Annotated in this window: 21 protein-coding genes; 10 read left to right on the top strand and 11 right to left on the bottom strand. The window is 46.2% G+C overall.

The annotated features are described in order from the left end of the window. Nucleotides 1–88: 88 nt before the first annotated feature. Nucleotides 89–565 carry a hypothetical protein gene (locus B4Q04_RS09870; protein WP_236631000.1) on the bottom strand — a complete coding sequence of 159 codons (477 nt, stop codon included), beginning with the start codon at nt 563–565 and terminating at the stop codon, nt 89–91. Nucleotides 566–694: 129 nt separating this feature from the next. Between B4Q04_RS09870 and B4Q04_RS09865 the strand changes: the two genes are divergently transcribed. After that, nucleotides 695–3604 carry an FAD-binding and (Fe-S)-binding domain-containing protein gene (locus B4Q04_RS09865; RefSeq protein WP_088696706.1) on the top strand — a complete coding sequence of 970 codons (2910 nt, stop codon included), beginning with the start codon at nt 695–697 and terminating at the stop codon, nt 3602–3604. A gap of 5 nt (nt 3605–3609) precedes the next feature. On the opposite strand, the gene B4Q04_RS09860 is transcribed toward B4Q04_RS09865, so the two are convergent. Continuing rightward, the gene (locus B4Q04_RS09860; RefSeq protein WP_013995728.1) at nt 3610–4470 is read right to left on the bottom strand and encodes a UDP-2,3-diacylglucosamine diphosphatase; all 861 of its coding nucleotides are present in this window, start codon (nt 4468–4470) and stop codon (nt 3610–3612) included. A gap of 354 nt (nt 4471–4824) precedes the next feature. Here B4Q04_RS09860 and aroC point away from each other — a divergent pair, with 354 nt between their 5' ends. Beyond that, nucleotides 4825–5895, top strand: a complete 1071-nt coding sequence (aroC, locus tag B4Q04_RS09855) for a chorismate synthase (protein ID WP_013995727.1) — start codon at nt 4825–4827, stop codon at nt 5893–5895. A 98-nt stretch (nt 5896–5993) separates the two neighbouring features. Then, nucleotides 5994–7319, top strand: coding sequence for a dicarboxylate/amino acid:cation symporter (locus B4Q04_RS09850; protein WP_046287630.1), 1326 nt, complete (start codon nt 5994–5996; stop codon nt 7317–7319). 45 nt (nt 7320–7364) lie between these two features. Here B4Q04_RS09850 and B4Q04_RS09845 read toward each other — a convergent pair whose 3' ends face one another. The 3 genes from B4Q04_RS09845 to B4Q04_RS09835 all read right to left on the bottom strand — a co-directional run bounded on the left by B4Q04_RS09845 (nt 7365) and on the right by B4Q04_RS09835 (nt 10643). Further along, complete coding sequence (locus B4Q04_RS09845; protein WP_236630999.1) at nt 7365–7772, bottom strand: thiol-disulfide oxidoreductase DCC family protein; 408 nt, start codon at nt 7770–7772, stop codon at nt 7365–7367. Nucleotides 7773–7880: 108 nt separating this feature from the next. After that, nucleotides 7881–10055 (bottom strand): endonuclease MutS2, encoded by a 2175-nt coding sequence (locus B4Q04_RS09840; RefSeq protein WP_088696704.1) that lies wholly within the window; start codon nt 10053–10055, stop codon nt 7881–7883. A gap of 78 nt (nt 10056–10133) precedes the next feature. Beyond that, entirely contained in the window at nt 10134–10643 is a 510-nt protein-coding gene (locus B4Q04_RS09835; protein WP_013995723.1) for a DUF3124 domain-containing protein, read from the bottom strand. A gap of 139 nt (nt 10644–10782) precedes the next feature. On the opposite strand from B4Q04_RS09835, the gene B4Q04_RS09830 reads away from it, so the two are divergent. Continuing rightward, nucleotides 10783–11448 (top strand): uracil-DNA glycosylase, encoded by a 666-nt coding sequence (locus tag B4Q04_RS09830; protein ID WP_013995722.1) that lies wholly within the window; start codon nt 10783–10785, stop codon nt 11446–11448. Here the strand turns inward: B4Q04_RS09830 and B4Q04_RS09825 are convergent. From B4Q04_RS09825 to B4Q04_RS09800, 6 genes are all read right to left on the bottom strand, one after another. Further along, a complete protein-coding gene (locus tag B4Q04_RS09825) occupies nt 11438–11869 on the bottom strand; it encodes a hypothetical protein (protein WP_013995721.1) in 432 nt (143 codons plus the stop codon). The genes B4Q04_RS09830 and B4Q04_RS09825 overlap by 11 nt on opposite strands. A 74-nt stretch (nt 11870–11943) precedes the next feature. Then, nucleotides 11944–12801: a substrate-binding domain-containing protein gene (locus B4Q04_RS09820; RefSeq protein WP_088696703.1), complete on the bottom strand. Its 858-nt coding sequence runs from the start codon at nt 12799–12801 to the stop codon at nt 11944–11946. Between the two features lie 125 nt (nt 12802–12926). Further along, entirely contained in the window at nt 12927–13799 is an 873-nt protein-coding gene (locus tag B4Q04_RS09815) for a nucleoside phosphorylase (RefSeq protein WP_088696702.1), read from the bottom strand. Between the two features lie 4 nt (nt 13800–13803). Continuing rightward, nucleotides 13804–14736, bottom strand: coding sequence for a DUF1835 domain-containing protein (locus tag B4Q04_RS09810; RefSeq protein ID WP_088696701.1), 933 nt, complete (start codon nt 14734–14736; stop codon nt 13804–13806). A gap of 118 nt (nt 14737–14854) precedes the next feature. Next, on the bottom strand, nt 14855–15184 hold the full coding sequence (locus B4Q04_RS09805) for a translation initiation factor (RefSeq protein WP_013995717.1): 330 nt from the start codon (nt 15182–15184) through the stop codon (nt 14855–14857). A gap of 2 nt (nt 15185–15186) precedes the next feature. After that, nucleotides 15187–16137: an isopenicillin N synthase family dioxygenase gene (locus B4Q04_RS09800; protein ID WP_013995716.1), complete on the bottom strand. Its 951-nt coding sequence runs from the start codon at nt 16135–16137 to the stop codon at nt 15187–15189. A 129-nt stretch (nt 16138–16266) separates the two neighbouring features. On the opposite strand from B4Q04_RS09800, the gene B4Q04_RS09795 reads away from it, so the two are divergent. From B4Q04_RS09795 to B4Q04_RS09770, 6 genes are all read left to right on the top strand, one after another. Beyond that, a complete protein-coding gene (locus tag B4Q04_RS09795; RefSeq protein WP_088696700.1) occupies nt 16267–18243 on the top strand; it encodes a thiamine pyrophosphate-dependent enzyme in 1977 nt (658 codons plus the stop codon). A 140-nt stretch (nt 18244–18383) separates the two neighbouring features. Continuing rightward, the gene (locus B4Q04_RS09790; protein ID WP_013995714.1) at nt 18384–18866 is read left to right on the top strand and encodes a lipocalin family protein; all 483 of its coding nucleotides are present in this window, start codon (nt 18384–18386) and stop codon (nt 18864–18866) included. 10 nt (nt 18867–18876) lie between these two features. Continuing rightward, a complete protein-coding gene (locus B4Q04_RS09785) occupies nt 18877–19572 on the top strand; it encodes an OmpA family protein (RefSeq protein ID WP_013995713.1) in 696 nt (231 codons plus the stop codon). Between the two features lie 90 nt (nt 19573–19662). Beyond that, on the top strand, nt 19663–20784 hold the full coding sequence (locus B4Q04_RS09780; RefSeq protein WP_088696699.1) for an NAD(P)/FAD-dependent oxidoreductase: 1122 nt from the start codon (nt 19663–19665) through the stop codon (nt 20782–20784). Beyond that, entirely contained in the window at nt 20785–21489 is a 705-nt protein-coding gene (locus tag B4Q04_RS09775) for a methyltransferase domain-containing protein (protein WP_013995711.1), read from the top strand. 16 nt (nt 21490–21505) lie between these two features. Then, complete coding sequence (locus B4Q04_RS09770) at nt 21506–22561, top strand: type III polyketide synthase (RefSeq protein WP_088696698.1); 1056 nt, start codon at nt 21506–21508, stop codon at nt 22559–22561. Nucleotides 22562–22579: the final 18 nt, after the last annotated feature.

Genomic DNA, 22579 nt, shown 5'->3' with positions numbered 1-22579 from the left:
AGATTGAACAAATGTAGGTATATATCGGTACAAAAAAAAGCCCTTGACGGTATGTGTCAAGAGCTTAGGTGTATTTGCGGTACGATTTCTAAAACTGGTATCGAATACCTAGTGCGATATCAAAGTTAAAGCGATTGTCAAAATTGGAAAATCCGATTAGTCCGATTTCGGGTCTAAAGTCCAAAGACACTACTATCGGAAGGTCAAAATTGTATTCGACACCGACATCACCGGCCAAGAAAACGAAAAGTCCCCCATCGGGATCTTCGGCAATGGTCGGGTTGTTTCTGTTGGGAACGGGGGCGAAATCTACACTGCCCAATCCGGCACCGGCACCGTAAAACCAGTTGAATCCCCTGTCGATATTGTAGAGCCATTGATAGACTCCGGTAAGTTTGATCGCATCGAACTCGCGGCTATCGCGATAACCCAGGTCAAATTCGGCACGGGTATACCGGCCTATTAATCTTTGATAGGAGATTTCCGCCCCGAAACCATCGCTATCGCCAAGCCTTAAACCTAATGCGTTGTCGGATATTTCTTGGGCCTGTAGGGAAAGTGCCATAGAGCAAAAGCAAATAAAAAATAAAAATTTCCAATTTTTCATATTCTTGTGATTTTTGGTTCTAAAAAGGCGTTTTACGTTCGTCTTTCAAGCATAAAAACTTAATTTAGCGTTCTAAATTGTCTACCGTTGAATAAAAATTTACTTCAAGAATTAGCTGACTCGCTACAAGGTCGTGTTTTATCGGATAGTTTAACAAAAACCCTATATGCCACCGATGCTTCGGTCTATAGAAAAATTCCTACGGCCGTTACTTTCCCGGAAACCGTAGAAGACCTAAAAACCTTGGTCCGGTTTGCCAACAAGCATAAAATAGGCCTAATTCCTAGAACCGCAGGTACCTCCTTGGCAGGGCAAGTAGTGGGGGAGGGAATCGTTGTCGATACCTCCAAGCACTTTACAAAAATCGTTAGTGTCGATGAGAAAAACAAACAGGTTACGGTTCAGCCCGGCGTCATTCGCGATGAGCTAAACCAATTCCTGGAACCTTACGGCCTGTTCTTTGGCCCCAATACCTCTACGGCCAACCGATGTATGATCGGGGGAATGGTAGGAAACAACTCTTCGGGTACGACCTCCATCAAGTACGGTATTACACGCGAAAAGGTGGTTTCCTTAAAAACCATATTGTCTGATGGCAGTGAAGTGGAATTCAAGGCCCTTACCGCCTCGGAATTCGAAGAGAAAAAGAGCCTGAATACCATGGAGGGGACCATCTATAGGGAGATTTATAGGGAATTGTCACCCAAAGAGGTGCAAGAACGTATTCTTGAAGAGTTTCCTAAGCCTGAGATACACAGAAGGAACACGGGCTATGCGGTAGATGAATTGTTGAATACCAACGTATTTGGCGATACCGAGGAAAAAATAAATGTCTGTAAATTGTTGAGCGGTAGTGAGGGCACCTTGGCCTTTACTACGGAAATCACCTTAAGCCTTGATGAGATACCGCCCAAGTTGCAGGCTATGGTGGTCACCCATTACAGGACCTTGGAGGATTGTTTAACGGATGTGGTCCCCGTTATGAAACACGACCTGCACCTGTGTGAAATGATGGACAGGGTGATCTTGGACTGTACAAAGAACAACAGGGAGCAGCTGAAGAACCGGTTTTTTGTGGAAGGCGATCCGGCGGCATTGTTAATGTTGGAAGTAAAGGCGCATACCGAAGAAGATTTGGAGCGACAGTTGAAAGAACTGCACGCTACTATCGAGGTCTCAGGCTTGAGTTATGCCAGTCCCGTACTCTATGGGGCCGATGTAAACAAGGCCGTAGCACTGCGGAAAGCGGGACTAGGACTTTTAGGAAACATGGTCGGTGACCGTAAGGCGGTCGCTTGTATCGAGGATACTGCGGTAGCCCTAGATGACCTAAAGCCCTTTATCTCGGAGTTTACGAAAATCATGGACGGCTATAAACAATCGGCCGTTTACTACGCCCATGCCGGAGCGGGGGAATTGCACTTGCGGCCGATCTTGAACCTGAAAAAATCAGATGATGTGGCCATGTTCAGGGGAATCACCACCGATGTGGCCCGATTGACCAAAAAATACAAAGGCTCCTTTAGTGGGGAACACGGGGACGGAATCGTACGTGCCGAATTTATACCGATCATGGTCGGGGAGGAAAACTATCAGTTGCTGAGACGGATAAAATCCTTTTTTGATCCTGAGGGCATTTTTAATCCCGGCAAAATTGTCGATGCCTACCCCATGGATGAGTCCCTTCGCTATGAAGTGGACCGCAAGGAACCTGAAATCAAGACCTTATTGGATTTTTCCGATTCGGAAGGTATCCTTAAAGCTACCGAAAAATGTAACGGGGGCGGAGACTGCAGGAAAACCGAAAATGCGGCCGGGGCCATGTGTCCAAGCTTTCACGCAACAAGGGACGAAAAGAATACGACAAGGGGAAGGGCCAATGCCCTTCGTGAATATTTGACGGTCGGGGAGAAGAAAAACAACTTTGACCAAAAGGAACTCAAAGAGGTTTTTGACCTCTGCCTGAGCTGTAAGGCCTGCGCTACGGAATGTCCGAGTAATGTGGATGTGGCAACCTTAAAGGCCGAGTTTTTGTATCAGTACCAAGAAGCGAACGGCTACCCCTTGAGGAGCAAATTGTTTGCCTATAATACCCGGTTGAACAAATTGGGAAGTAAGGTGCCGGGCTTGACCAATGCCGTTTACGAATCGAAATTTTTAGGGGGGCTATTAAAGAAATCTTCGGGGGTCGCTCCCGAACGAAACCTGCCCAAGGTTTATAGCTTTAATTTCGATGACTACCTGCAATCGATTAAAGGACAGTATACTGTAAGTAAGAAAAAAATAGTTTTATATATTGATGAGTTCAGTCAATACCTCGATGTTGAGCTTGGAAAAGATGCCATCGTTTTGTTGGTGACATTGGGCTATGACGTTCAATTGTTCTATGGGGAAAGTGGACGTACCTACTTGTCAAAGGGCTTTTTAAAACAGGCCAAAAAATTGGCGTTGGCGAATATCCCCAAGCTGAAGGCATTTGCCGATGCGGGACTTCCCGTTGTCGGTTTGGAGCCTTCTGCCATTTTGACCTTTCGCGATGAGTACAAGCGTTTCTCGCAAGACCCTGCGGTAACCAATGCCATAGCGAGCAATACTTATTTGGTAGAGGAGTTTTTGGCAAAGGAAATAGAGAACAAGGAACTTTCCTCCGAACTGTTCACCAAAGAGGCCAAGACCGTTAAGATTCACTCACATTGCCATCAAAAGGCCTTGAGTAACCAAAAAGTGACTTTTGATGTGCTTAATCTTCCCGAGAACTATAAGGTTTCCATTATCAGTTCAGGCTGTTGTGGTATGGCCGGCTCCTTCGGTTATGAAAAGGAGCACTACGAGGTAAGTATGAAGGTGGGCGAGCTCAAGCTTTTTCCTTCCGTAAGAAAATCACCCGAAGATACGATCATATCCGCTAACGGTACGAGTTGTCGGCATCAGATCTACGACGGTACCAAACGTGAGGCCCAGCACCCGGTAACCATATTGAAGAACGCTTTGGCATAGGGAACCTAGGATAGGGGAGGTTCGCCTTCCCTTTCGCGTTGCTCGGCCTTATCGGCAATGGAGTCGATCAGGTCTTGAATGTTCATGTTTTTCAGTTCTTCATCCATAAAAAACGGGGAAAGTTTATCGTGATTGTACCGGTAGACCTTCCAGCGTTTTAAGGAGTACTCCAAGGCGGTCAAATTTTCGACCCAATCGCCCGAATTGAGGTAAGTACAGGCTCCTTTCTTGGTTTCGTATACGATTTTTTTAGGCTGGTGTATGTGTCCGCATACCACATAATCATAGTCGTTTTCAATGGCGACCTCCGCTACCGAGCGTTCAAAGTTGGCGGTATACTGAAGGCTTTTATGGGTGTTGTCCCTGATTTTTTTTGATAGGGAATATTTTTCCCTCCCTATCTTTTTTAGCGACCAATTGAAGGTTTTATTGGCGGCAAAGAGCAAGACGTATCCGTATCCGCCCAATTTGGTGAGCCATTTGGTGTTTTTTATCGAAATATCAAAAATATCACCGTGAAAGAACCATGTCTTTTTACCGTTCAGGTTCAGCACCAATTTGTCTACAATTTTTAGGTTGCCCAGGGCCACGCCCGAAAAACGACGCATCGTATCATCGTGGTTGCCCGTAATGTAATACACCTCCGTGCCCTTCATGGAGAGGGTGATGATCTTACGCAGTACTTTGGAATGGATAGGGGGGAAGAAGGTTTCTTTGTGGCGTTGAACCTCAAGAATATCCCCGTTGAGTACCAACATTTTGGGCTGTACGCTGCTCAAATAGGTCAATAGCTCATCGGCATGGCACGCTTGTGTGCCCAAGTGAACATCGGAAATTACTACGATATCTAATTTTCGTTTTTTCATGTGCTCTGGTGGTTTGATGTAGAAAAAAAGTCCTTTACCTTTGAAGTCATGGCAATCGATTTGATGATCAATTTGTTTGTTGTGAGGACTTTATACAAATAAAACCCATGGATGTAAAGGGAATGTCAAATAGATGATAATAATATATTTTGAAACCATTAAATAAACATTAAGTAAGCTTTGTTTGGGATAGGGGTAAATAGGGAAAACTGAATTTTGGTGGACAGTAATTTAAGATTTACCTTTGGTCGGCAAGAAAAACAAGGAGAAAATAGCTTAAACATCCATACGGATACATGAAAGCTTTATTTTTAGGAATGTTTTTTACGATTTAATAACTCTTAATTTTCAGGAATGGCAGGAAACACTTTCGGTAACATATTTAAGGTCGCAACTTTTGGAGAATCCCATGGCGCGGCCATAGGAGGTGTTTTAGATGGATGTCCGTCGGGAATAGAAATCGATTTTGAAGCCATTCAAAAAGAGTTGGACCGAAGAAAACCGGGGCAATCGGCCATTGTGACCCAGAGAAAGGAGCCTGATACCGTTGAATTCTATTCGGGGATCTTTGAGGGAAAGACTACGGGTACCCCCATTGGTTTTGCCATTCACAATACCAACCAGAAATCACATGATTATTCCCATATCAAGGATTCTTATCGTCCTTCCCATGCCGATTACGTCTACGACAAGAAATATGGTTTTAGGGACTACCGCGGCGGGGGGCGCAGTTCGGCCCGGGAAACGGCAAGTAGGGTAGTGGCGGGAGCCATAGCCAAGCAGTTTTTGTCCGACATGAAAATCAACGCCTATGTATCGCAGGTAGGTGCTATGAAAATGGAAACCCCGTACCAAGAACTCGACTTTTCGCTGATCGAATCGAATCCCGTTCGTTGTCCCGACCCGAACATGGCGGCAAAGATGGAGGAATATATCAAAGAGGTGAGAAAGGAAGGCGATACCATAGGCGGTATTATCACCTGTGTAATCCAAAATGTGCCTATAGGCCTGGGTGAGCCCGCTTTCGATAAACTACATGCCGAATTGGGCAAGGCCATGCTTTCGATCAATGCCGTAAAAGGTTTTGAATATGGTAGCGGGTTTGCCGGGGTAGCCATGAAAGGGAGTGCACATAACGATCAGTTCAATCAAGATGGCACTACAAAGACCAACCATAGCGGCGGCATACAAGGGGGTATCAGCAACGGAATGGATATTTACTTCAACGTGGCCTTTAAGCCCGTAGCGACCGTTATTCAGCCGTATCAGACCATAGATAAGGACGGCAATTTCGTGCAGACCAAGGGCAAGGGGCGTCACGACCCCTGTGTGGTGCCGCGTGCCGTGCCTATTGTTGAGGCGATGGCCGCATTGGTAATGGCGGATTTTAGCTTGCTAAATCGCACCATTAAGGCAAATTCATAATGAGATTATTGGCAATTCTTTAAATCCGGAGGCGATTTGTAGGTTGCTTTTCAGCTTTCGGGTCAAAAACAGTATATTACTTGCTTAAACTTTGATGCATGCGAAAATTGGAATTACATTGGAGGATCCTGATAGGAATGATATTGGGTATTCTCTTTGGCTTTGGAATGACTAATGTGGATTGGGGGAAGGATTTTGTATTAGATTGGATAAATCCTCTCGGAACCATTTTTGTAAAACTCTTGAAGCTTATTGCAATTCCACTGATTTTGGCTTCGCTCATAAAAGGGATATCCGACCTAAAGGATATATCTAAATTCCGAAATATCGGTTTGCGCACCATTGCCATTTATATCGGTACTACGGTGGTCGCTATTTCCATCGGACTCATTTTGGTCAATCTTTTAAAGCCGGGTATCGGGATATCGGAAGATACCATTACCCAGCTCACGGAAACCTATTCGAACGACAGCGGGGTTACCTCGAAGCTGGAGGAGGCCTCTAAGCAAAAGGATAGTGGTCCGCTTCAGTTTTTGGAAGATATGGTGCCCGATAACGCCTTTAAGGCCTTGGGAGATAATAGCTTAATGCTTCAGGTCATCTTCTTTACGATATTTATGGGTATCTCTATGCTTCTTATAGGGGAAGAAAAGGCCCGGCCCTTAAAGAACTTCTTCGATGCCATGAACGATGTGGTACTGAAAATGGTCGATTTGATCATGCTTACCGCACCTGTTGCCGTTTTTGCCTTATTGGCCAACGTAGTGGTTTCCTCTGGCGATTCCAATTTGCTGTTTGCACTATTGAAGTATGCCGGGGTCGTCACCTTGGGCTTGGTTTTGATGATCGTGTTCTACAGCGTTGTCGTGGCTACATTTACCCGTTATAATCCTTGGACTTTCTTGAAAGAAATGAGTCCCGCCCAGCTTTTGGCCTTTTCGACCAGTTCCAGTGCTGCAACCTTGCCGGTTACTATGGAAAGGGTAGAGGAGCATATTGGGGTGGATAAGGAAGTATCGAGTTTTGTGCTGCCCGTTGGGGCTACGATTAATATGGACGGAACGAGCCTTTACCAAGGGGTGGCCGCTGTATTCATTGCCCAGGCCCTGAGTTTTGATCTGCCGTTTTCCGCCCAGTTGACCATTGTGCTTACGGCCCTGTTGGCTTCTATCGGCTCGGCCGCCGTACCCGGAGCGGGTATGGTTATGTTGGTCATTGTTTTAGAGGCCATCGGTTTTCCCGAGGATAAACTGGCGATTGGTCTAGCCTTGATTTTTGCCGTAGACCGACCTTTGGATATGTTGCGTACGGTAGTAAACGTTACCGGTGACGCCTGTGTGGCCATGATGGTCGCCAAATCGGTCGGAAAGCTCGGAAAGCCCAAAGTTCAGAATTGGGACGATCATTACGACGAGGTGAAATAATTCCCTAAGCCTTTCTTGCGGACCATCTTTTTTAAAGGAGGTGTATTACTCTAAGAACTTGGCCCTTAATTCGGGGGTAGGCACCATGCAATGCTCTTTTTTGCCGTACCATTTGTAGCGGTTCCGCGCGATAAAATCGTATACGATATCACGTAAGCTCCTTGGAATCCATAGTAAGATGGACGAAAGGGTTTTGTATCCCCTCAATTGTTTCCCGATTTCCAGGGCGGCATCGGATTTGATGTAGTAGGCGACACCTGGGTCGATTAGAATAATGGAATCTATGCTGTCGGAGTCGATATTTCGTTCCGCAATCAATTTCTTTCCAAGTTCGCTTTGTAGCGGGGCATAGCGGAATACATCCAAGGTGTCCCTCTTTATGACAAATTGAACGGCGCCGTTGCACAGGTTGCAAACGCCGTCAAAAAGAATGATTTGTTTTGAATTTTCCACGTTGTAAAGGTAATGTGCTATTTGGTCAAGACCTAAATTTACAAGAGATTTAAGAAGTTGTCAAGCATGGGTCCTTGGGTGTAAGTTTTTTTTAGGAAGGTACTGGCATCACTTCTTCGTTCGTTCGACCAATTCCAGTTGGTCAACGCTTACGTTTGTCGTGAATATACCGTAGTTTACAATGGCCTTGTTCTTTTCGAGGCTGTCTATGGTACCAACGGATTTCCCGTCTTGCATGCGTACCCGGTCGCCTATTGTAAAAACGGGGCGCGGCTTGTTCTTCTCCTTGATGATCGCCTTTTTCTTTTCGACGATCTTTTTCTCGCGAATGACCTTGACCTCTTTTTGTACTTCCTGTACTACTTTGGCCTTCTTGGCGCGTTCGGCCTTGGCCTGTGTGGCGGTCTTTTTCTTGCGCTTGCTGTTTTCCGTTTCTACTATGCGTAGCAGTTCGGAAACCAGCACGCGTTTCTTTTTGTCGATAAAGTAGCGGTCGGCGGCCTTGTCGACCTTGTTGCCCAGTTGTACCATGCGCTGGTCGTGGTCGTAGAGCTCTTGGTAATTCTCCAATTTGCTCTTTATCTTGGCGTTCAACTTTTCGAGTCGGGCGGCTTCTTCCCTGGCCTTCGATTCTTCCTCTTGCAGTCTAGAGCCTGTTTTAGCCATTTTGCTGCGTTCTTTTTGTAGCTTGGCTATGGTGGCATCAAAACGGACCTTACCGCGCTCTATCTTCTTCTTTGCCTTGTTTATGAGGCTGTAGGGGATGCCGTTCTTCTGTGCGACCTCAAAAGTAAAGGAGCTACCTGCTTCCCCCAAGACCAATTGAAAGGTGGGCTCCAGGGTTTTGCTATTGAATACCATATTGGCATTGGTGGTATGTGGCAGTTCGTCGGCCAGGGCTTTAAGGTTGGCATAGTGGGTGGTGATGACCCCATAGGCTTCCCTTTCGTAAAAAACTTCCAAGAAGGCCTCGGCCAGGGCCCCGCCTAATTCAGGGTCACTTCCGGTACCGAACTCATCGATAAGGAATAGGGTTTCCTTGTCGCAAATCCGCAGGAAGTTTTTCATGTTCTTTAGGCGGTAGCTATAAGTACTGAGGTGGTTTTCTATGGATTGATTATCCCCAATATCCGTCAAAATAGTATTGAATAAACAAACGGAACTCCTTTCGTGTACGGGAATTAGGAGTCCTGATTGAAGCATTACTTGAAGCAATCCAATTGTCTTTAGGGTGATACTTTTTCCCCCGGCATTGGGACCGCTAATGACGATAATCCGGTTTTCGGGATGCAGTTCAATGGTCTGTGGATAGGTTTCCGTATGCTGTAATTTGTTGCTCAAATACAACAAGGGGTGGAAGGCATCCCGCAAATACAGCCTTTTGTCGTTGTTGATTTCGGGCAGTAATGCGTTGGTATCCGTGGCGTAAGAAGCCTTGGCGGCCGTGATGTCCATGTGGGCGAGAAAGTCCTGGTACTCCGCCAATAACCAGCCAAAGGGCCGTATTTGGTCTGTCAATTCGTTTAAGATGCGTTGAATTTCCTCTTTTTCGTCGTATTCCAGGTTGTTGAGCTCGCGGCTGTACTTTAGGGTGGCCTCGGGTTCGATGTATACGATGCTTCCGGTCTTGGAGGTGCCCATTACGGTACCTTTTACCTTTCTACGGTACATGGCCTTTACGGCCAAGACCCTTCGGTTTTCGACTACCGATTCCCTGATGTCGTCGAGATAATCGGAGCCGTGATAGGTGTTGAGGGCCGAGGCAAAGCTCTGTCCGATCTTGCCCTTTACCTGGTTCATCTGGCGGCGGATATCGAAAAGTTTGTTCGATGCCCTGTCCTTGACTTCCCCGAAACGGTCGATCACTAGGTCGATTTGCTTGGGGATATCGGTGTTCAATTCAATTTTATCGGAAACTTCAAAAAGCAAGGGGTAGTACTCCTTGAACTTTTTAAGGAATTTTTTCTGGGTGGCTACCGTGGTGCAAATGGTGGCAATCTTTTTAAAGCTGCCCACCTCGAGGGTAGTGTTTTCGATACGGAGGAGTTGGAGCTCTTTGTTTATGGCGTCAAAACCATGGGGCGGGATGCGGTTTTCGCTGATAAAGGAGGATAGATACTCCGCCGTTTGCCCTAGAATGGTTACAATGGATGCCTTGTCGTCAATCGGGCCGATTTCCAATGCGCGTTCTTTTCCCAATTCCGTAGAGCAGCGGGCCGAAACCTGCTTTAAAACAGTCGGAAATTCTAGGTCTTGTACGGTTTTAGCGTGAATATTTGCCATTCTTAATTTATTGCGACGGCAAAGGTAGGCATTGGCGACGAGATGTGAAATCCTTGGGCTTGGGCGATAAAGGGGGTTTTATTCAATCCGTCTTCCCTGTGTGGTGAACGATAGCCCTTGTTGTGACATGGTCGAATTCATTATACCTTCGAACAAGGGTTCGGGGCAGCCCTTGGGTATTTTCCATTCAATGAGGAAATTAGAGCCGGTCCCGCCTTCGATATCGACTTCGTCAATGATGATTTCGGTGGTTTCCATAGGGGCAAGGTAAATGGGGTGGTCGAAATACGTGCGTACGGCCTTTCCGTGGGTATCAAAATACTCAGCCTTTGTCAGGTAGACCGTGTCCTTGTCGCTGGTGTTTCGCAAACTGGCCATCGCGGTCAGGTTGTGGGTTTTATGTTCCGAGATGCTATAGATCTGGGAATAGATGGAAAGGTAGGTTTTGCCAAACTCCAAAGAATCCTTCATTGAGATGTCGACCTTTCGTTTAGACCAGTTAACGGGGTCTATCGAGCTTATTTCCTTTTCCTCGATACAGCTGAACAGCAGGCTTAGGGTTGATAGGGTCAAAAGATATTTTTTCATTGTTCTCGGTATTTAAAGGAACGCTTCTTGGGAGGGCGCACTGTATTTTTTAAGTATTTTTGAAGCCGATGATAAAAGATTTCGAGGCTTGGTCCGGTTTTCGGCTGTCATCACCGTAATACAAAAATGATAATAATAAATGACAGTACAAATACATAAAAGCTGGTTAGGACCGCTTTCCGAAGAATTTGAGCAAGCTTATTTTAAAGAGTTGACGGCCTTCGTTAAGGAAGAATATACGCGACATGCCTGTTATCCCAAGGGAAAGGACATCTTTGCCGCCTTTGATCATAGTCCTTTTGATGCGACCAAGGTGGTCATTATCGGTCAAGACCCCTACCATGGCCCCGGCCAGGCGAACGGCCTTTGTTTTTCGGTAAAGGACGGGGTGCCCCATCCGCCATCCTTGATCAATATTTTTAAGGAAATCGAAACCGATTTAGGGAAACCCTATCCCCAAAGTGGAAACCTTGAACGTTGGGCCGATCAAGGGGTGCTTCTTTTGAATGCGACGCTTACCGTACGGGCCCATGAGGCGGGAAGCCATCAGAAAAAAGGATGGGAAAGGTTTACCGATGCGGTCATCAGAACGCTATCCAAAGAAAAAGAAGACCTTGTTTTTCTACTTTGGGGAGGGTTCGCAAAGAAAAAAGCGGGATTGATCGATAAGAACAAACACCATATCTTGACTTCGGGACATCCATCGCCCTTAAGTGCCAATCGTGGCTATTGGTTCGGAAACCGACATTTTAGCCAGACCAATGAAATTCTTGAAAAGAAAGGGCTAAAGCCTATTAATTGGTAGTTTGGTTATCGGCAATGGCGTCTTCAAATCCTATGCTTTTTGGCGGGAGGGGCTGTATCTCCGGCTTTACGCGTAAATATTCCTGATATTGATAGGGGTAGAGTACGTCTGCCATTTCAAAGCTTTCGTGCTTCGATATGGTTTTTAGGTGATGGCGTTTTTCCCCTTCTGACATGTTGGCGTTGTCTTCAATGGACTTTCGCTTCACTAGGTATTTGGCTACCGTACTTTGGAAATCCAATGCCTGTTCGGCGCCCATAACAAGGCTTGGTTGATATTCGGCCGTAATGTCCTTGGCTTTTTCGCGAATGTTACGGTCGATTTGAAGCGCGTAAAAGGTTTGTGCTTGTGCAAAAAGAATACCACAGAAAAATACAAGCACAACTAAAAACTGTGATGTTCTTGCTGGTTTGGTTTTCATTTTGAATAAGAATAAATTGAACTTTGGTTTAATCTAGTATAAAATTAAAATACAGTCCAATTCAAATCAAGGGGTCAATTGCTAAAAGTTTGTAAAATTTCGTCCGGTTTCAACTTTTTGTCGATTAACTTTAGGTCAAATAGGGTATCTATCACCTTTTCAATGGTTTGTGGGTTTATTTGAGTCTGTCCCCAGCGGGTTATTTTTAACCATTCCTTAATATCTTCAAGTTGTTGGCCGTACCTATTGGTCAGGGTGCGGTCGATACTCGGTATCTCCTTGAACTCCAAAGTGTAGTTGTTGATAACCTCCAAAATATGGTTTAGGGTAGCTGCCTCTTCGTCTATAAATTTCTGTGTAGCGGCTACCACGAAACAGGGCCATGGGGTAGGGCAGTCGCCCAGGCGTCTAAAAAGCCCTTGGTCTACTATAGGTTTGGTCGTAAAGTGTTCCCACATAAAATAGTCCGCCCGGCCTTCTGTCAGGGCGGTAACGGCCCCGTCAAGGTTGTTTATGATTTCAAAGGAGAGGGAGTCGGTCGCCCATCCTTCGTTTTTGGCATTTACAAAGGCCATTAAGTGACTTCCGCTACCCAGTCGGCTAATGGCGGCCTTGGTGTCCTTGAGGTCGGCTATGGACTTATATGGACTTTTGGCGCCTACGTGAATGCCCCATTGTAGGGGGGAGGAAATGTATTCTTGAACAATTTTAGTGGGATTCCCTTCGGTAATACTTTTTACAAGGCCTTCGGTCAAGATAATGGCCAGTTCGGTTTCCTGGTTTTGGAGTATTTGGCACATTTTACCCGTTCCTTCGGGCACATCGGTCCATTCAAGGTCTATACCTCTTTCTTCAAAAGCCCCTTCTTCCATGGCCATATGCCAGGGAAGGTTGAAATGTTCGGGAACGCCTATGATTCTCACTTTCTTCATAATTGCTATAATTCTGCTTGTAGCGGTAAAATTAAAAAAAAGTACGCCTTGGCAATACGATAAAACGAATGGATGTTACAGCGTGGTCTTTTTGGGATATGGGAAAAGTCGAACTGGATGTCCAATTAACCGGTGGTCAATTTTTCCAAGGTGTACTGGATCAGGTTTTCAACGGACTTGGTAGGCTCCGTGCTAAACGCGCCGGTTGCCCGATTGGCCAGAATGCAATTCATGGAAACGGCACGGTGTCCGAGTAATTTGGAAAGTCCGTAAATGCCCGAAGTCTCCATTTCAAGGTTGGTAATATGTATGCCCTTGTGTTCGAAAGAGTCGAGTTTGGCCTGAAGTTCCGGATCGCTCAGTTGGAGTCTTAAAACACGACTTTGTGGTCCGTAAAAGCCTATATTCGTTACGGTAGTGCCTAATCGTATACGATTTGACATAAGCTGGTCGCCAAGGTTTTTATCGTATTTTACCACATAGGGCACTGATTTGTTCGGCGACCAATCGGCATGTGTGACGAAGGCTTTTGATATATCGGTTTCCTGTATGTGTTCGCTATCGTAAAAGTGCAATAGGCCATCAAAACCTATGGCGTATTCGCTCATTAAAAAGGAATCTATGGGAATGTCGGGTCGGATAGATCCCGATGTACCGATTCTTACGATATCCAATACCGTTTTCTCTTCTTTTGGACTTCGGGTGTCGAAATCGATATTGACAAGGGCATCGAGTTCGTTGAAGACAATGTCGATGTTATCGGTGCCTATACCTGTGGAGACTACCGAAAGGCGTTTGCCGTTCAGGGTTCCGGTATGGGTGTGGAATTCCCGTTTGCCTTTTTTTAGTTCTACGGTATCAAAAAATTTGGAAACCGCCCCTACGCGATCGGGGTCACCTACGGTAATGATGGTGCGTCCGATATCCTCGGGGCGTAAATTTAAATGATAGATGCTTTTATCCGCATTTAAGACAAGCTCAGAGGGTCTTAATTGCATGCGGTTAGAGTTTTAAGATCCTATTGGCCTCGGTATTGTATAGAAAGTTGTACTTGAGGGCCCCGCCTAAATACACGTCGTTATCTTGGATGCACGAGTAGTAGCTGGTCTTGTTTTCGAGGATTTCCTTTCCTTTTTTCGATAATCGCACCGGGTTAAAGCTGGTGAACAAGGGTTTTAAGCGCCCCAAGGCCCTATCGAACTGGTTATCGGTGAAACCTAGGAATTTTTGGTTTTCCATGATTTCGGTAACAAAGGCGCCTTTTGATTTCGGTTTCTTTTCCACTGCCAGTTGTAAAATTCTGTTTTCCATTTCGTTCAGGCCGTTTTTGATACTTGGGAAACGGTGCAGGTGCGAATGTATGGCGTCGGAAAGATAGTTGAACTGAAACTCACCGTAATCGGTAAGGTTTTCAAGGCGGATGGGGTTGTCGCTACAATACAGTTGCCATACGTAATCGGCATACTCTATATCGTCTTGACTTAATTCTATTTTGTTTTCGTATAGTTTCAACAGCTGCTCGTCGTTCAGCTCGTTGAGGGTGTACATTTTGTTGGAGTTGTCTTCCTTTCCGCTGCAGACCAGTGAAATCTGGGCATACTTGCGGTTGGTCTTTAGCCAGCTTAGTACGGCGATCATATTGATCTGACAAAAAAGGTCATACTCAAACCAAAGAACAATTTCATCTTGTTGCTTGTGATTACAGAGGGAACGATATTCCTTTAAGGTTTTCTCTATAAACCAAGATTTTGAAACTTTATAGTTCTTGTTCAAAAACTCAAAACGGGCTTTCCAGAAAGGTTCGCTTCCCACATTGGTCAGCGTTTTTCCTTCGCAGAGCATCTCACGCCATGTGATGATGTCCCCCTTAAGTTTTAATGATTTAAGTCTTTCCGTAAAGCTATCTCCGTTGGTGATGTGCAAAAGGGAACTCATTTAAGGTATAATTAGGTTCTAGTCAATAAAAGTACTATTTATTGAAAAAAAAGCAAAAATAATTAACACAATTACGGACTTGTCATATATGCCATGGCAAGGCCCGTGTTTACGGGGTTTATCCGCCAACGCGTTTGACCGAAAAACCTTTTTCTTTCAACAAAGTCATAATACGGTCCCTATAATCGCCCTGAATTATGATTTGTCCGTTTTTAAAAGAGCCCCCAACGCTGAGTTTGGTCTTAAGCTCTTTTGCCAATTTCTTAAAATCGCTTTCGGCGCCGTTATAGCCTTCTAGAATCGTGATAGGTTTCCCTTTTCGCTTTTCGTATTTGCAGATGATCGGGTCGTCTTGAAGCCAGATGTCGCTTTTTTCCGCAGCCGTCGGTTCCGGGGTTTCGGGCTCGTGGTCCGGAAATAGGTTCTTGAGTTGGTCCTGTAAATCCATGCTTAACCTTTTATAAGTCCGAGTTCGATCAAACGTTCGTGCAGGAACTCCCCGGCGGTGATATCCTCAAATTGTTTCGGGTGCGATTCGTCAATGCAGTTTTCCAAACAGTTCAAGGGCATGCCGCTTATCGGGTGCATAAAGAAAGGAATGGAATAGCGTGAAGAGCCCCAAAGTTCTTTTGGCGGGTTGATCACTTGGTGTATGGTGGACTTCAATTTGTTGTTCGTGAGGCGCGATAGCATATCGCCTACGTTGATCATGAGCTGGTCGGGCCGTGCAATGGCATCTACCCACTCGCCCTTGTGGTTCTTCACCTGGAGTCCCCTTCCCTGGGCACCCATTAATAAGGTGATAAGGTTGATGTCGCCGTGGGCGGCGGCACGTACCGCATTTTTAGGTTCGGAAGTTATGGGAGGGTAGTGAATCGGGCGGAGTATGGAATTCCCGTTTTTGATAAATTCGTCAAAGTAGTTTTCCTCCAGACCGAGGTGGAGGGCCAAGGCCCGTAGTACGTATTTGGCGGTTTTTTCCAACATCTTATAGGTTTCCTTGCCTACCTCATTGAACTTGGGCAGTTCGGCAACCTCAACATTGTCGGGGTATTCCGCTTCGAGCTTGGGGTCGTTTTCAACGTATTGGCCAAAGTGCCAAAACTCCTTAAGGTCGCCCTCTTTGCGTCCCTTGGCGTGTTCCTTGCCAAAGGAGGTGTATCCGCGTTGCCCGCCGATACCCTCTATTTCGTACTTGTCCTTCACCTCCTGCGGAAGGTCGAAGAATTTCTTTATTTCGTCATATAGGTTCTTTACCAGGTCTTCCGATAGAAAATGACCGCTAAGGGCCACAAAGCCGATGTTCTCGAAAGCGGCGCCTATTTCTTTTATGAACTTCTCTTTTCTTTCGCTGCTATCCGAAACAAAATCCCTTAAATCTACGCTAGGTATTGCACTCATGTGATTGCTTTATAATTTTTATCAAAGTTAGTAAAATATGGCCAACTATTATATATAACAAATCGAGCGCCAGATGTGGTATTTTTGCTACATTTAGCTGCTGAAATCCAAAAAGAAATCCCCTCCATTATGCATTATGCCAAGCATCAACTTACTGAAGAGACCTTGTTTAAGCTGTACAAAGACCTGTTGCGGCCGCGAATGATCGAAGAGAAAATGTTGGTCCTGTTACGACAGGGCAAGATTTCCAAATGGTTCAGCGGTATCGGTCAAGAAGCCATTTCCGTAGGGGTGGTGAACGCCTTGAACCGAGACGAGTATGTGTTGCCCATGCATAGAAACCTCGGGGTGTTTACCACTCGCGATATTCCCTTGCACCGCTTGTTTGCGCAATGGCAGGGCAAAATGAGCGGCTTTACCAAGGGGCGTGACCGGAGTTTTCACTTCGGGACCCAAGCGTACAAGATTGTAGGGATGATCAGCCATCTCGGTCCGCAATTGGGCGTGGCCGATGGAATAGCCTTAGCGGCTAAGCTGCAACAAAAGAAAACCGTTACCGCGGTCTTTACCGGTGAGGGCGGTACGAGCGAGGGCGATTTTCACGAGGCCCTGAACATTGCCTCGGTATGGGACCTGCCCGTAATCTTCTGTATAGAGAACAATGGATACGGACTTTCCACCCCGACCCGTGAGCAATACAACTGCAAAAACCTAGTGGATAGGGGTGTGGGCTACGGAATGGAATCGTATACGATTAATGGCAACCACATTATAGAGGTGTATACCAAGCTAAAGGCCATCGCCGAAGATATTCGGGAAAACCCGCGCCCCGTATTGATCGAGTTCAAGACCTTTCGCATGCGTGGACACGAGGAGGCCAGTGGTACCAAATACGTGCCGGAGGAATTGATGGCGGAATGGGCAAAGAAGGATCCCATTTCAAATTACGAAGCCTTTCTTTTGGATGAGGGTGTATTGACCCCCGAAAAAATTGAAGACCTACGTACCGAAATCGAAAATCAAATCAACGACCATTTAAAACTCGCCTTTGCGGAAACCGAGGTGGAATCGGAAGAAGCACAGGAACTTTCCGATGTCTATGCGCCTTTTAGGGAGAAAGCCGTCGAGCCGGGGAAGGTCGTTGAGCGGATTCGCTTGGTAGACGCCATTTCAAACGGGTTGCGACAGTCTATGGAAAAACACTCCAATCTGGTCATTATGGGGCAAGACGTAGCCGATTACGGAGGGGTCTTTAAGATTACCAAAGGGTTTATGGAGGCTTTTGGGAAAGAACGCGTTCGGAATACCCCCATTTGTGAATCGGGGATTGTTTCAACGGCTATGGGACTTTCCATTAACGGCATGAAGGCCGTGGTCGAGATGCAGTTTGCCGATTTTGTAAGCAGTGGTTTTAATCCCGTGGTCAACTACTTGGCCAAATCGCATTACCGCTGGGGCGAAAAGGCCGACGTGGTCATTCGTATGCCCTGTGGGGGCGATGTGGGGGCGGGACCCTTCCATTCGCAGACGAACGAGGCCTGGTTTACCAAGACTCCGGGACTCAAAGTGGCGTATCCGGCCTTTCCCTATGACGCAAAAGGCTTGCTGGCCACCGCTGTAAACGACCCCAATCCCGTACTCTTCTTCGAACACAAGGCCTTATACCGCAGTGTATACCAAAATGTGCCGACGGATTATTATACGCTTCCCTTTGGAAAGGCGAGTGTCTTAAAGGAAGGTACGGACGTAAGCATCGTTACCTATGGTGCGGGTGTGCATTGGGCCTTGGCCACTCTGGAAAAGCAAGCCCACATCAGTGCCGACCTGATCGATCTAAGAACCTTGGCGCCCTTGGATATGGAATCGGTATACACCTCGGTAGAGAAAACCGGAAAACTTATCATTCTTCAAGAAGACAGCCTGTTCGGGGGTATAGCCAGTGATATTTCGGCCATGGTCACCGAAAACCGCTTCACCTGTTTAGATGCGCCGATCAGGCGCGTGGCGAGCTTGGAAACGCCGATTCCCTTCGCTAAAAACCTAGAGGACAATTATTTGCCGAAATCCCGGTTTGAAAAGGCGCTACAAGAACTTCTGGCGTATTGATACAAGATAAAAATCTTAGGTTTTACGGCTGTAGGAAAGCCCTTGGAACATTATTTTTGCAGTATTAATAATTGTTTAACGCTTTTAAGGCAACAAATCGATAGTCTTAAACGTATATAGGCAAACCTTAAATCAAAATTATGATCAAAAATAGTGTATTGATGCTCGCACTGGCTCTGGTAGTGGCATCATGTTCCCTATCAAAAGAAGTGCGTGAACAACGTAAGACCATTAATGGTACATGGCTTTTAGAGGATGTTGGCTATGAAGGTGATGGAGGCTCTTTTAAATCTATGCTTTTTAACGATGCCAACGGGTTTTGTTTTGAAGGCAGTAAATGGTCTTTTTTAGAAAACAATAGTACGGGGAGTTATACCATACCCACAAGCAACAGTGTCTGTCCCGGAGGTGCCCGAAACATCAGGTGGTCGGTGCTTGAAAACGAAAACGGCAACGATAAGTTGCAATTCAAGTTTATCGATGAAAAGAAAAAGGACTTATATGGGAGAACGGGGTATCGTCTAGAGATCCTATCCCTCTCGGATTCGCAAATGAGGTTGAAGTCCGATGTAAATGTCGATGGGAGTCCGGTTTCGGTTATCTATAATTTCGTAAAACAATAAGATCAGCAATATGAAAAAGCTCGTAATAAAATCAGCGTACATTATCATGGCCATGACTATGGTCGTAGGGTGTAAGACTATACAGAATGCCAATAACAAGCAAAAGGGAGCCGTAATAGGCGCCGGTAGTGGTGCCGCCATCGGTGGAATTATCGGAAACAACGTCGGGGACGGAAACAACACCGTATTGGGCGCAATTCTTGGTGCTGCCATAGGTGGGGTTGCCGGCGGTTATATCGGTGATCGAATGGACCGTCAGGCGGAACGTATCGAGGAAGAGATTCCCGGGGCGGAAGTAAGCCGTGTCGGTGAAGGGATCAACGTAACCTTTAACGAAGATGCCGGGGTTTATTTCGAAACCAATAAATCTGCCGTACAAGGTACTTCAAGAACGACTTTGAACAGTATGGCCAAAATCTTGAAGGAATATCCTAAATCAAATGTATTGATCGAAGGGCATACCGATAGTGCGGGACCCGAAGATTACAATATGAACCTATCGAAACAAAGGGCTACCTCGGTAACCAATTACTTGATTTCACAAGGTATCGATAGGAGTCGCCTCGAAACCAAATGGTATGGTGAGACCCAACCGGTAGCGGATAACGATACCAAGGAGGGAAAGGCCAAAAACCGAAGGGTAGAATTGGCTATCGTGGCCAGTGAGGCGCTGAAGCAAGAAGCAAAACAAAAGGTAAAAGGGTAACAGACTCTCTTTTAACCCATTCCATTTATAGAAAAAATACCGGCAGCTCCTGTCGGTATTTTTTTTGTTTAAAATGACTATCTTCCATTAGTGAAGCATTTTGACGTCATCATTGTTGGGGGAGGTCTGGCCGGATTAACGGCCGCCATTCATTTGGCAAAGGCGGGTCATCAGGTGGCTGTCTTTGAAAAGAAGCCCTATCCCCATCACAAGGTGTGTGGCGAATATGTCTCCAATGAAGTGCTTCCCTACCTCAGGCGCCTAGGAGTGGATCTCAACGATTTTGGTGCGGTCGCTATTGATCAACTGAAGTTTTCCACCGCCAATGGGGCGGTGTTAGAGGTCCGCTTGCCCCTGGGCGGCACCGGTATTAGTCGCTATGCCCTGGATCATTTGCTCTACCAAAGGGCGGTGGCCTGTGGTGTGTTTTTTGCTTTTGAGGCCGTGGTTTCTATTGAGTTTGAAAAATCTATATTTAAGTTAGTTACGGAAAAAGGTTCAAGTTATACTTCAAATATTGTGATAGGGGCCTACGGCAAGCGGAACGTATTGGATAAGCAGCTGGACCGAAAGTTCATTCGGCAAAAATCCTCTTGGCTGGCCGTCAAGGCACATTATCAAGTTGAAGGCTTTCCGGGGAACCAAGTGGGGCTCCATAATTTTAAGGGGGGTTATGGGGGGGTATCAAAGACGGAGTCGGGAGCGGTGAATTTTTGCTACCTCACGTCTTATGATAGTTTTCGGAAGGAAAAGGATATTGGGCAGTTCAATGCCAATGTGGTAAGTGGCAATCCGTTTTTACGCGATTTTCTCGCCGATGCCCTTCCCTTGTTCGAGCAGCCTTTGACCATTGCCCAGATTTCCTTCCATCCGAAGCAACCCGTAGAAAACCATATTTTGATGTGTGGCGATACGGCGGGCTTGATCCATCCTCTTTGTGGTAACGGCATGGCGATGGCCGTTCATAGCGCCAAAATAGCTTCGGAGCTCATCGATGCCTTTTTAAGGCAAGGCTTGAGTCGTAAAGCTTTGGAGCGGGCCTATAGAACGACCTGGAACCGTACCTTTAGGAAAAGATTGTGGGCCGGTAGGCAGTTGCAGGGATTGCTCTTGCATCCTACGTTGTCGGAAAGGGCGATTGCATATATTGTAAAATGGCCCTGGCTCTTGAAACGGATGATTCGATTTACACATGGGAAACCGATACACTAGATGGCTGATTTTTTAAAAAGGAATAGGGAAACCGAGTTAATGGACGATCTGTCCCTAGACGAAACACGTCTTAATGCGGTGTTATTGGATATTGATCGGGCCAATCGCCTGCTGAACGGGAATAACTTGACCATAAAAGCCGTAGAAGCTTTAATATCGGAACATCCAAAGGAATCATATACGATTTTAGATATGGGTTGCGGCAACGGAAGTATGCTTCGTTCCGTGGTTTTATGGGCGCGAAAGCGAAAAATTTCCATAGCATGTATGGGGGTGGATTTGAACGGGAAGAGCCTGGCCCTCGCTCGGGAACAATCGCGTGATTTTCCTGAAATCATATATTTACAACAAGATATTTTGGCCTTACGACCCGATGAATTGCCTTGCGATATTTTGCTTTGTACGCTCACCATGCACCATTTTAAGGACGAAGAGATTCCCCGGTTTTTGGATCAATTTTCCAAACTGGGCCGAATCGGTTTTATTATTAACGATTTACAGCGTAGCGTTTGGGCGTATTACCTTTTTAAACTCTTTAGTACTATTTTTATACGCACGGATATTGCCAAGCAAGACGGACTCACCTCGATTAAGAGTGGGTTTGTCAAGGGGGAACTGGAGGCCTTTGCCGAAAAATTGCCCCAAATGAGGCATAGTATTGAACAAAAATGGGCTTTTAGGTACCTATGGCTGGCCCAACATTAATGACCGACTTAGATATATGAATGAAGTTCGAATAGTAAAAGCGGCCAAGCAATTGCCCGATTATAGCAAGCCTACGGAAGAAATATTGCCCCTTGTCAACCTGTGGCTTTCGGGACAAGAAGACCGTTTTAGGCGTAAGGTGATAAAGATTTTTGAAGGGGCGGCCGTAGACCGACGCTACAGCATTATGGCACCCGAGGAGGTCTTTACGGCCACTTCCTTTGAGGATAAGAACACCATTTACGTACGTGAGGTAAAAAAACTGGGAAAGAAGGTTCTGGAAAAGGCCTTAAAGGCCAGCGATTGGCAGGCCGATAGTGTGGATTATATCATCACCGTGAGCTGCACGGGTATTATGATCCCTTCCTTGGACGCCTATTTGATCAACGACCTGGGCCTGCGGCAAGATGTCGTTCGGCTTCCGGTAACGGAAATGGGCTGTGCCGCCGGGGTATCGGGCCTGATCTATGCCTATAACTTTTTGAAGTCCCTTCCCGGAAAACGGGCCGCGGTCGTTGCCGTTGAGAGTCCTACCGCCACCTTTCAGTTGAACGATTTTTCCATGGCCAATATGGTAAGTGCGGCCATCTTTGGCGACGGGGCCTCTTGTGTGCTCTTGTCTTCCGAGGCCGAGGCCGAGGGGCCAAAGATCAAAGGGGGCGAAATGTACCATTTTAAGGATGCTACCCATCTCATGGGCTTCGACCTGACGAATCACGGACTCAAAATGATCCTCGATATTGCGGTGCCGGAAACCATAGCGGAGCATTTTCCTCAAATCGTCCACCCCTTTTTGGAAAAGCATGGCACCTCCATAGCTGCCGTAGACCATCTGATTTTCCATCCCGGGGGAAAGAAAATCGTTCAAACGGTGGAAGCCCTTTTTGGGTCCATGGGAAAAAATATAGACGATACCCGAGAGGTACTGCGGCTATACGGGAATATGAGCAGCGCGACCGTATTTTACGTATTGGAGCGCTTTATGGACAAGGGACTGAAGCCGGGAGAACAAGGCCTTATCCTTAGTTTTGGGCCGGGATTCTCGGCACAGCGGGTCTTGTTGGAATGGTAGGGAATCACGAACATAAAC

The organism is Zobellia sp. OII3, assembly GCF_002211465.1.
GTDB lineage: Bacteria > Bacteroidota > Bacteroidia > Flavobacteriales > Flavobacteriaceae > Zobellia > Zobellia galactanivorans.
This window is presented reverse-complemented; position numbering and strand designations above follow the sequence as displayed.

Coding starts and splice junctions, on each gene's coding strand:
- B4Q04_RS09870 (WP_236631000.1), bottom strand. CDS start 565: ATGGCACTTTCCCTACAGGCCCAAGAAATATCCGACAACGCATTAGGT.
- B4Q04_RS09860 (WP_013995728.1), bottom strand. CDS start 4,470: ATGAAAAAACGAAAATTAGATATCGTAGTAATTTCCGATGTTCACTTG.
- aroC (WP_013995727.1), top strand. CDS start 4,825: ATGGCAGGAAACACTTTCGGTAACATATTTAAGGTCGCAACTTTTGGA.
- B4Q04_RS09850 (WP_046287630.1), top strand. CDS start 5,994: ATGCGAAAATTGGAATTACATTGGAGGATCCTGATAGGAATGATATTG.
- B4Q04_RS09840 (WP_088696704.1), bottom strand. CDS start 10,055: ATGGCAAATATTCACGCTAAAACCGTACAAGACCTAGAATTTCCGACT.
- B4Q04_RS09835 (WP_013995723.1), bottom strand. CDS start 10,643: ATGAAAAAATATCTTTTGACCCTATCAACCCTAAGCCTGCTGTTCAGC.
- B4Q04_RS09830 (WP_013995722.1), top strand. CDS start 10,783: ATGACAGTACAAATACATAAAAGCTGGTTAGGACCGCTTTCCGAAGAA.
- B4Q04_RS09825 (WP_013995721.1), bottom strand. CDS start 11,869: ATGAAAACCAAACCAGCAAGAACATCACAGTTTTTAGTTGTGCTTGTA.
- B4Q04_RS09820 (WP_088696703.1), bottom strand. CDS start 12,801: ATGAAGAAAGTGAGAATCATAGGCGTTCCCGAACATTTCAACCTTCCC.
- B4Q04_RS09815 (WP_088696702.1), bottom strand. CDS start 13,799: ATGCAATTAAGACCCTCTGAGCTTGTCTTAAATGCGGATAAAAGCATC.
- B4Q04_RS09810 (WP_088696701.1), bottom strand. CDS start 14,736: ATGAGTTCCCTTTTGCACATCACCAACGGAGATAGCTTTACGGAAAGA.
- B4Q04_RS09805 (WP_013995717.1), bottom strand. CDS start 15,184: ATGGATTTACAGGACCAACTCAAGAACCTATTTCCGGACCACGAGCCC.
- B4Q04_RS09800 (WP_013995716.1), bottom strand. CDS start 16,137: ATGAGTGCAATACCTAGCGTAGATTTAAGGGATTTTGTTTCGGATAGC.
- B4Q04_RS09795 (WP_088696700.1), top strand. CDS start 16,267: ATGCATTATGCCAAGCATCAACTTACTGAAGAGACCTTGTTTAAGCTG.
- B4Q04_RS09790 (WP_013995714.1), top strand. CDS start 18,384: ATGATCAAAAATAGTGTATTGATGCTCGCACTGGCTCTGGTAGTGGCA.
- B4Q04_RS09785 (WP_013995713.1), top strand. CDS start 18,877: ATGAAAAAGCTCGTAATAAAATCAGCGTACATTATCATGGCCATGACT.
- B4Q04_RS09775 (WP_013995711.1), top strand. CDS start 20,785: ATGGCTGATTTTTTAAAAAGGAATAGGGAAACCGAGTTAATGGACGAT.
- B4Q04_RS09770 (WP_088696698.1), top strand. CDS start 21,506: ATGAATGAAGTTCGAATAGTAAAAGCGGCCAAGCAATTGCCCGATTAT.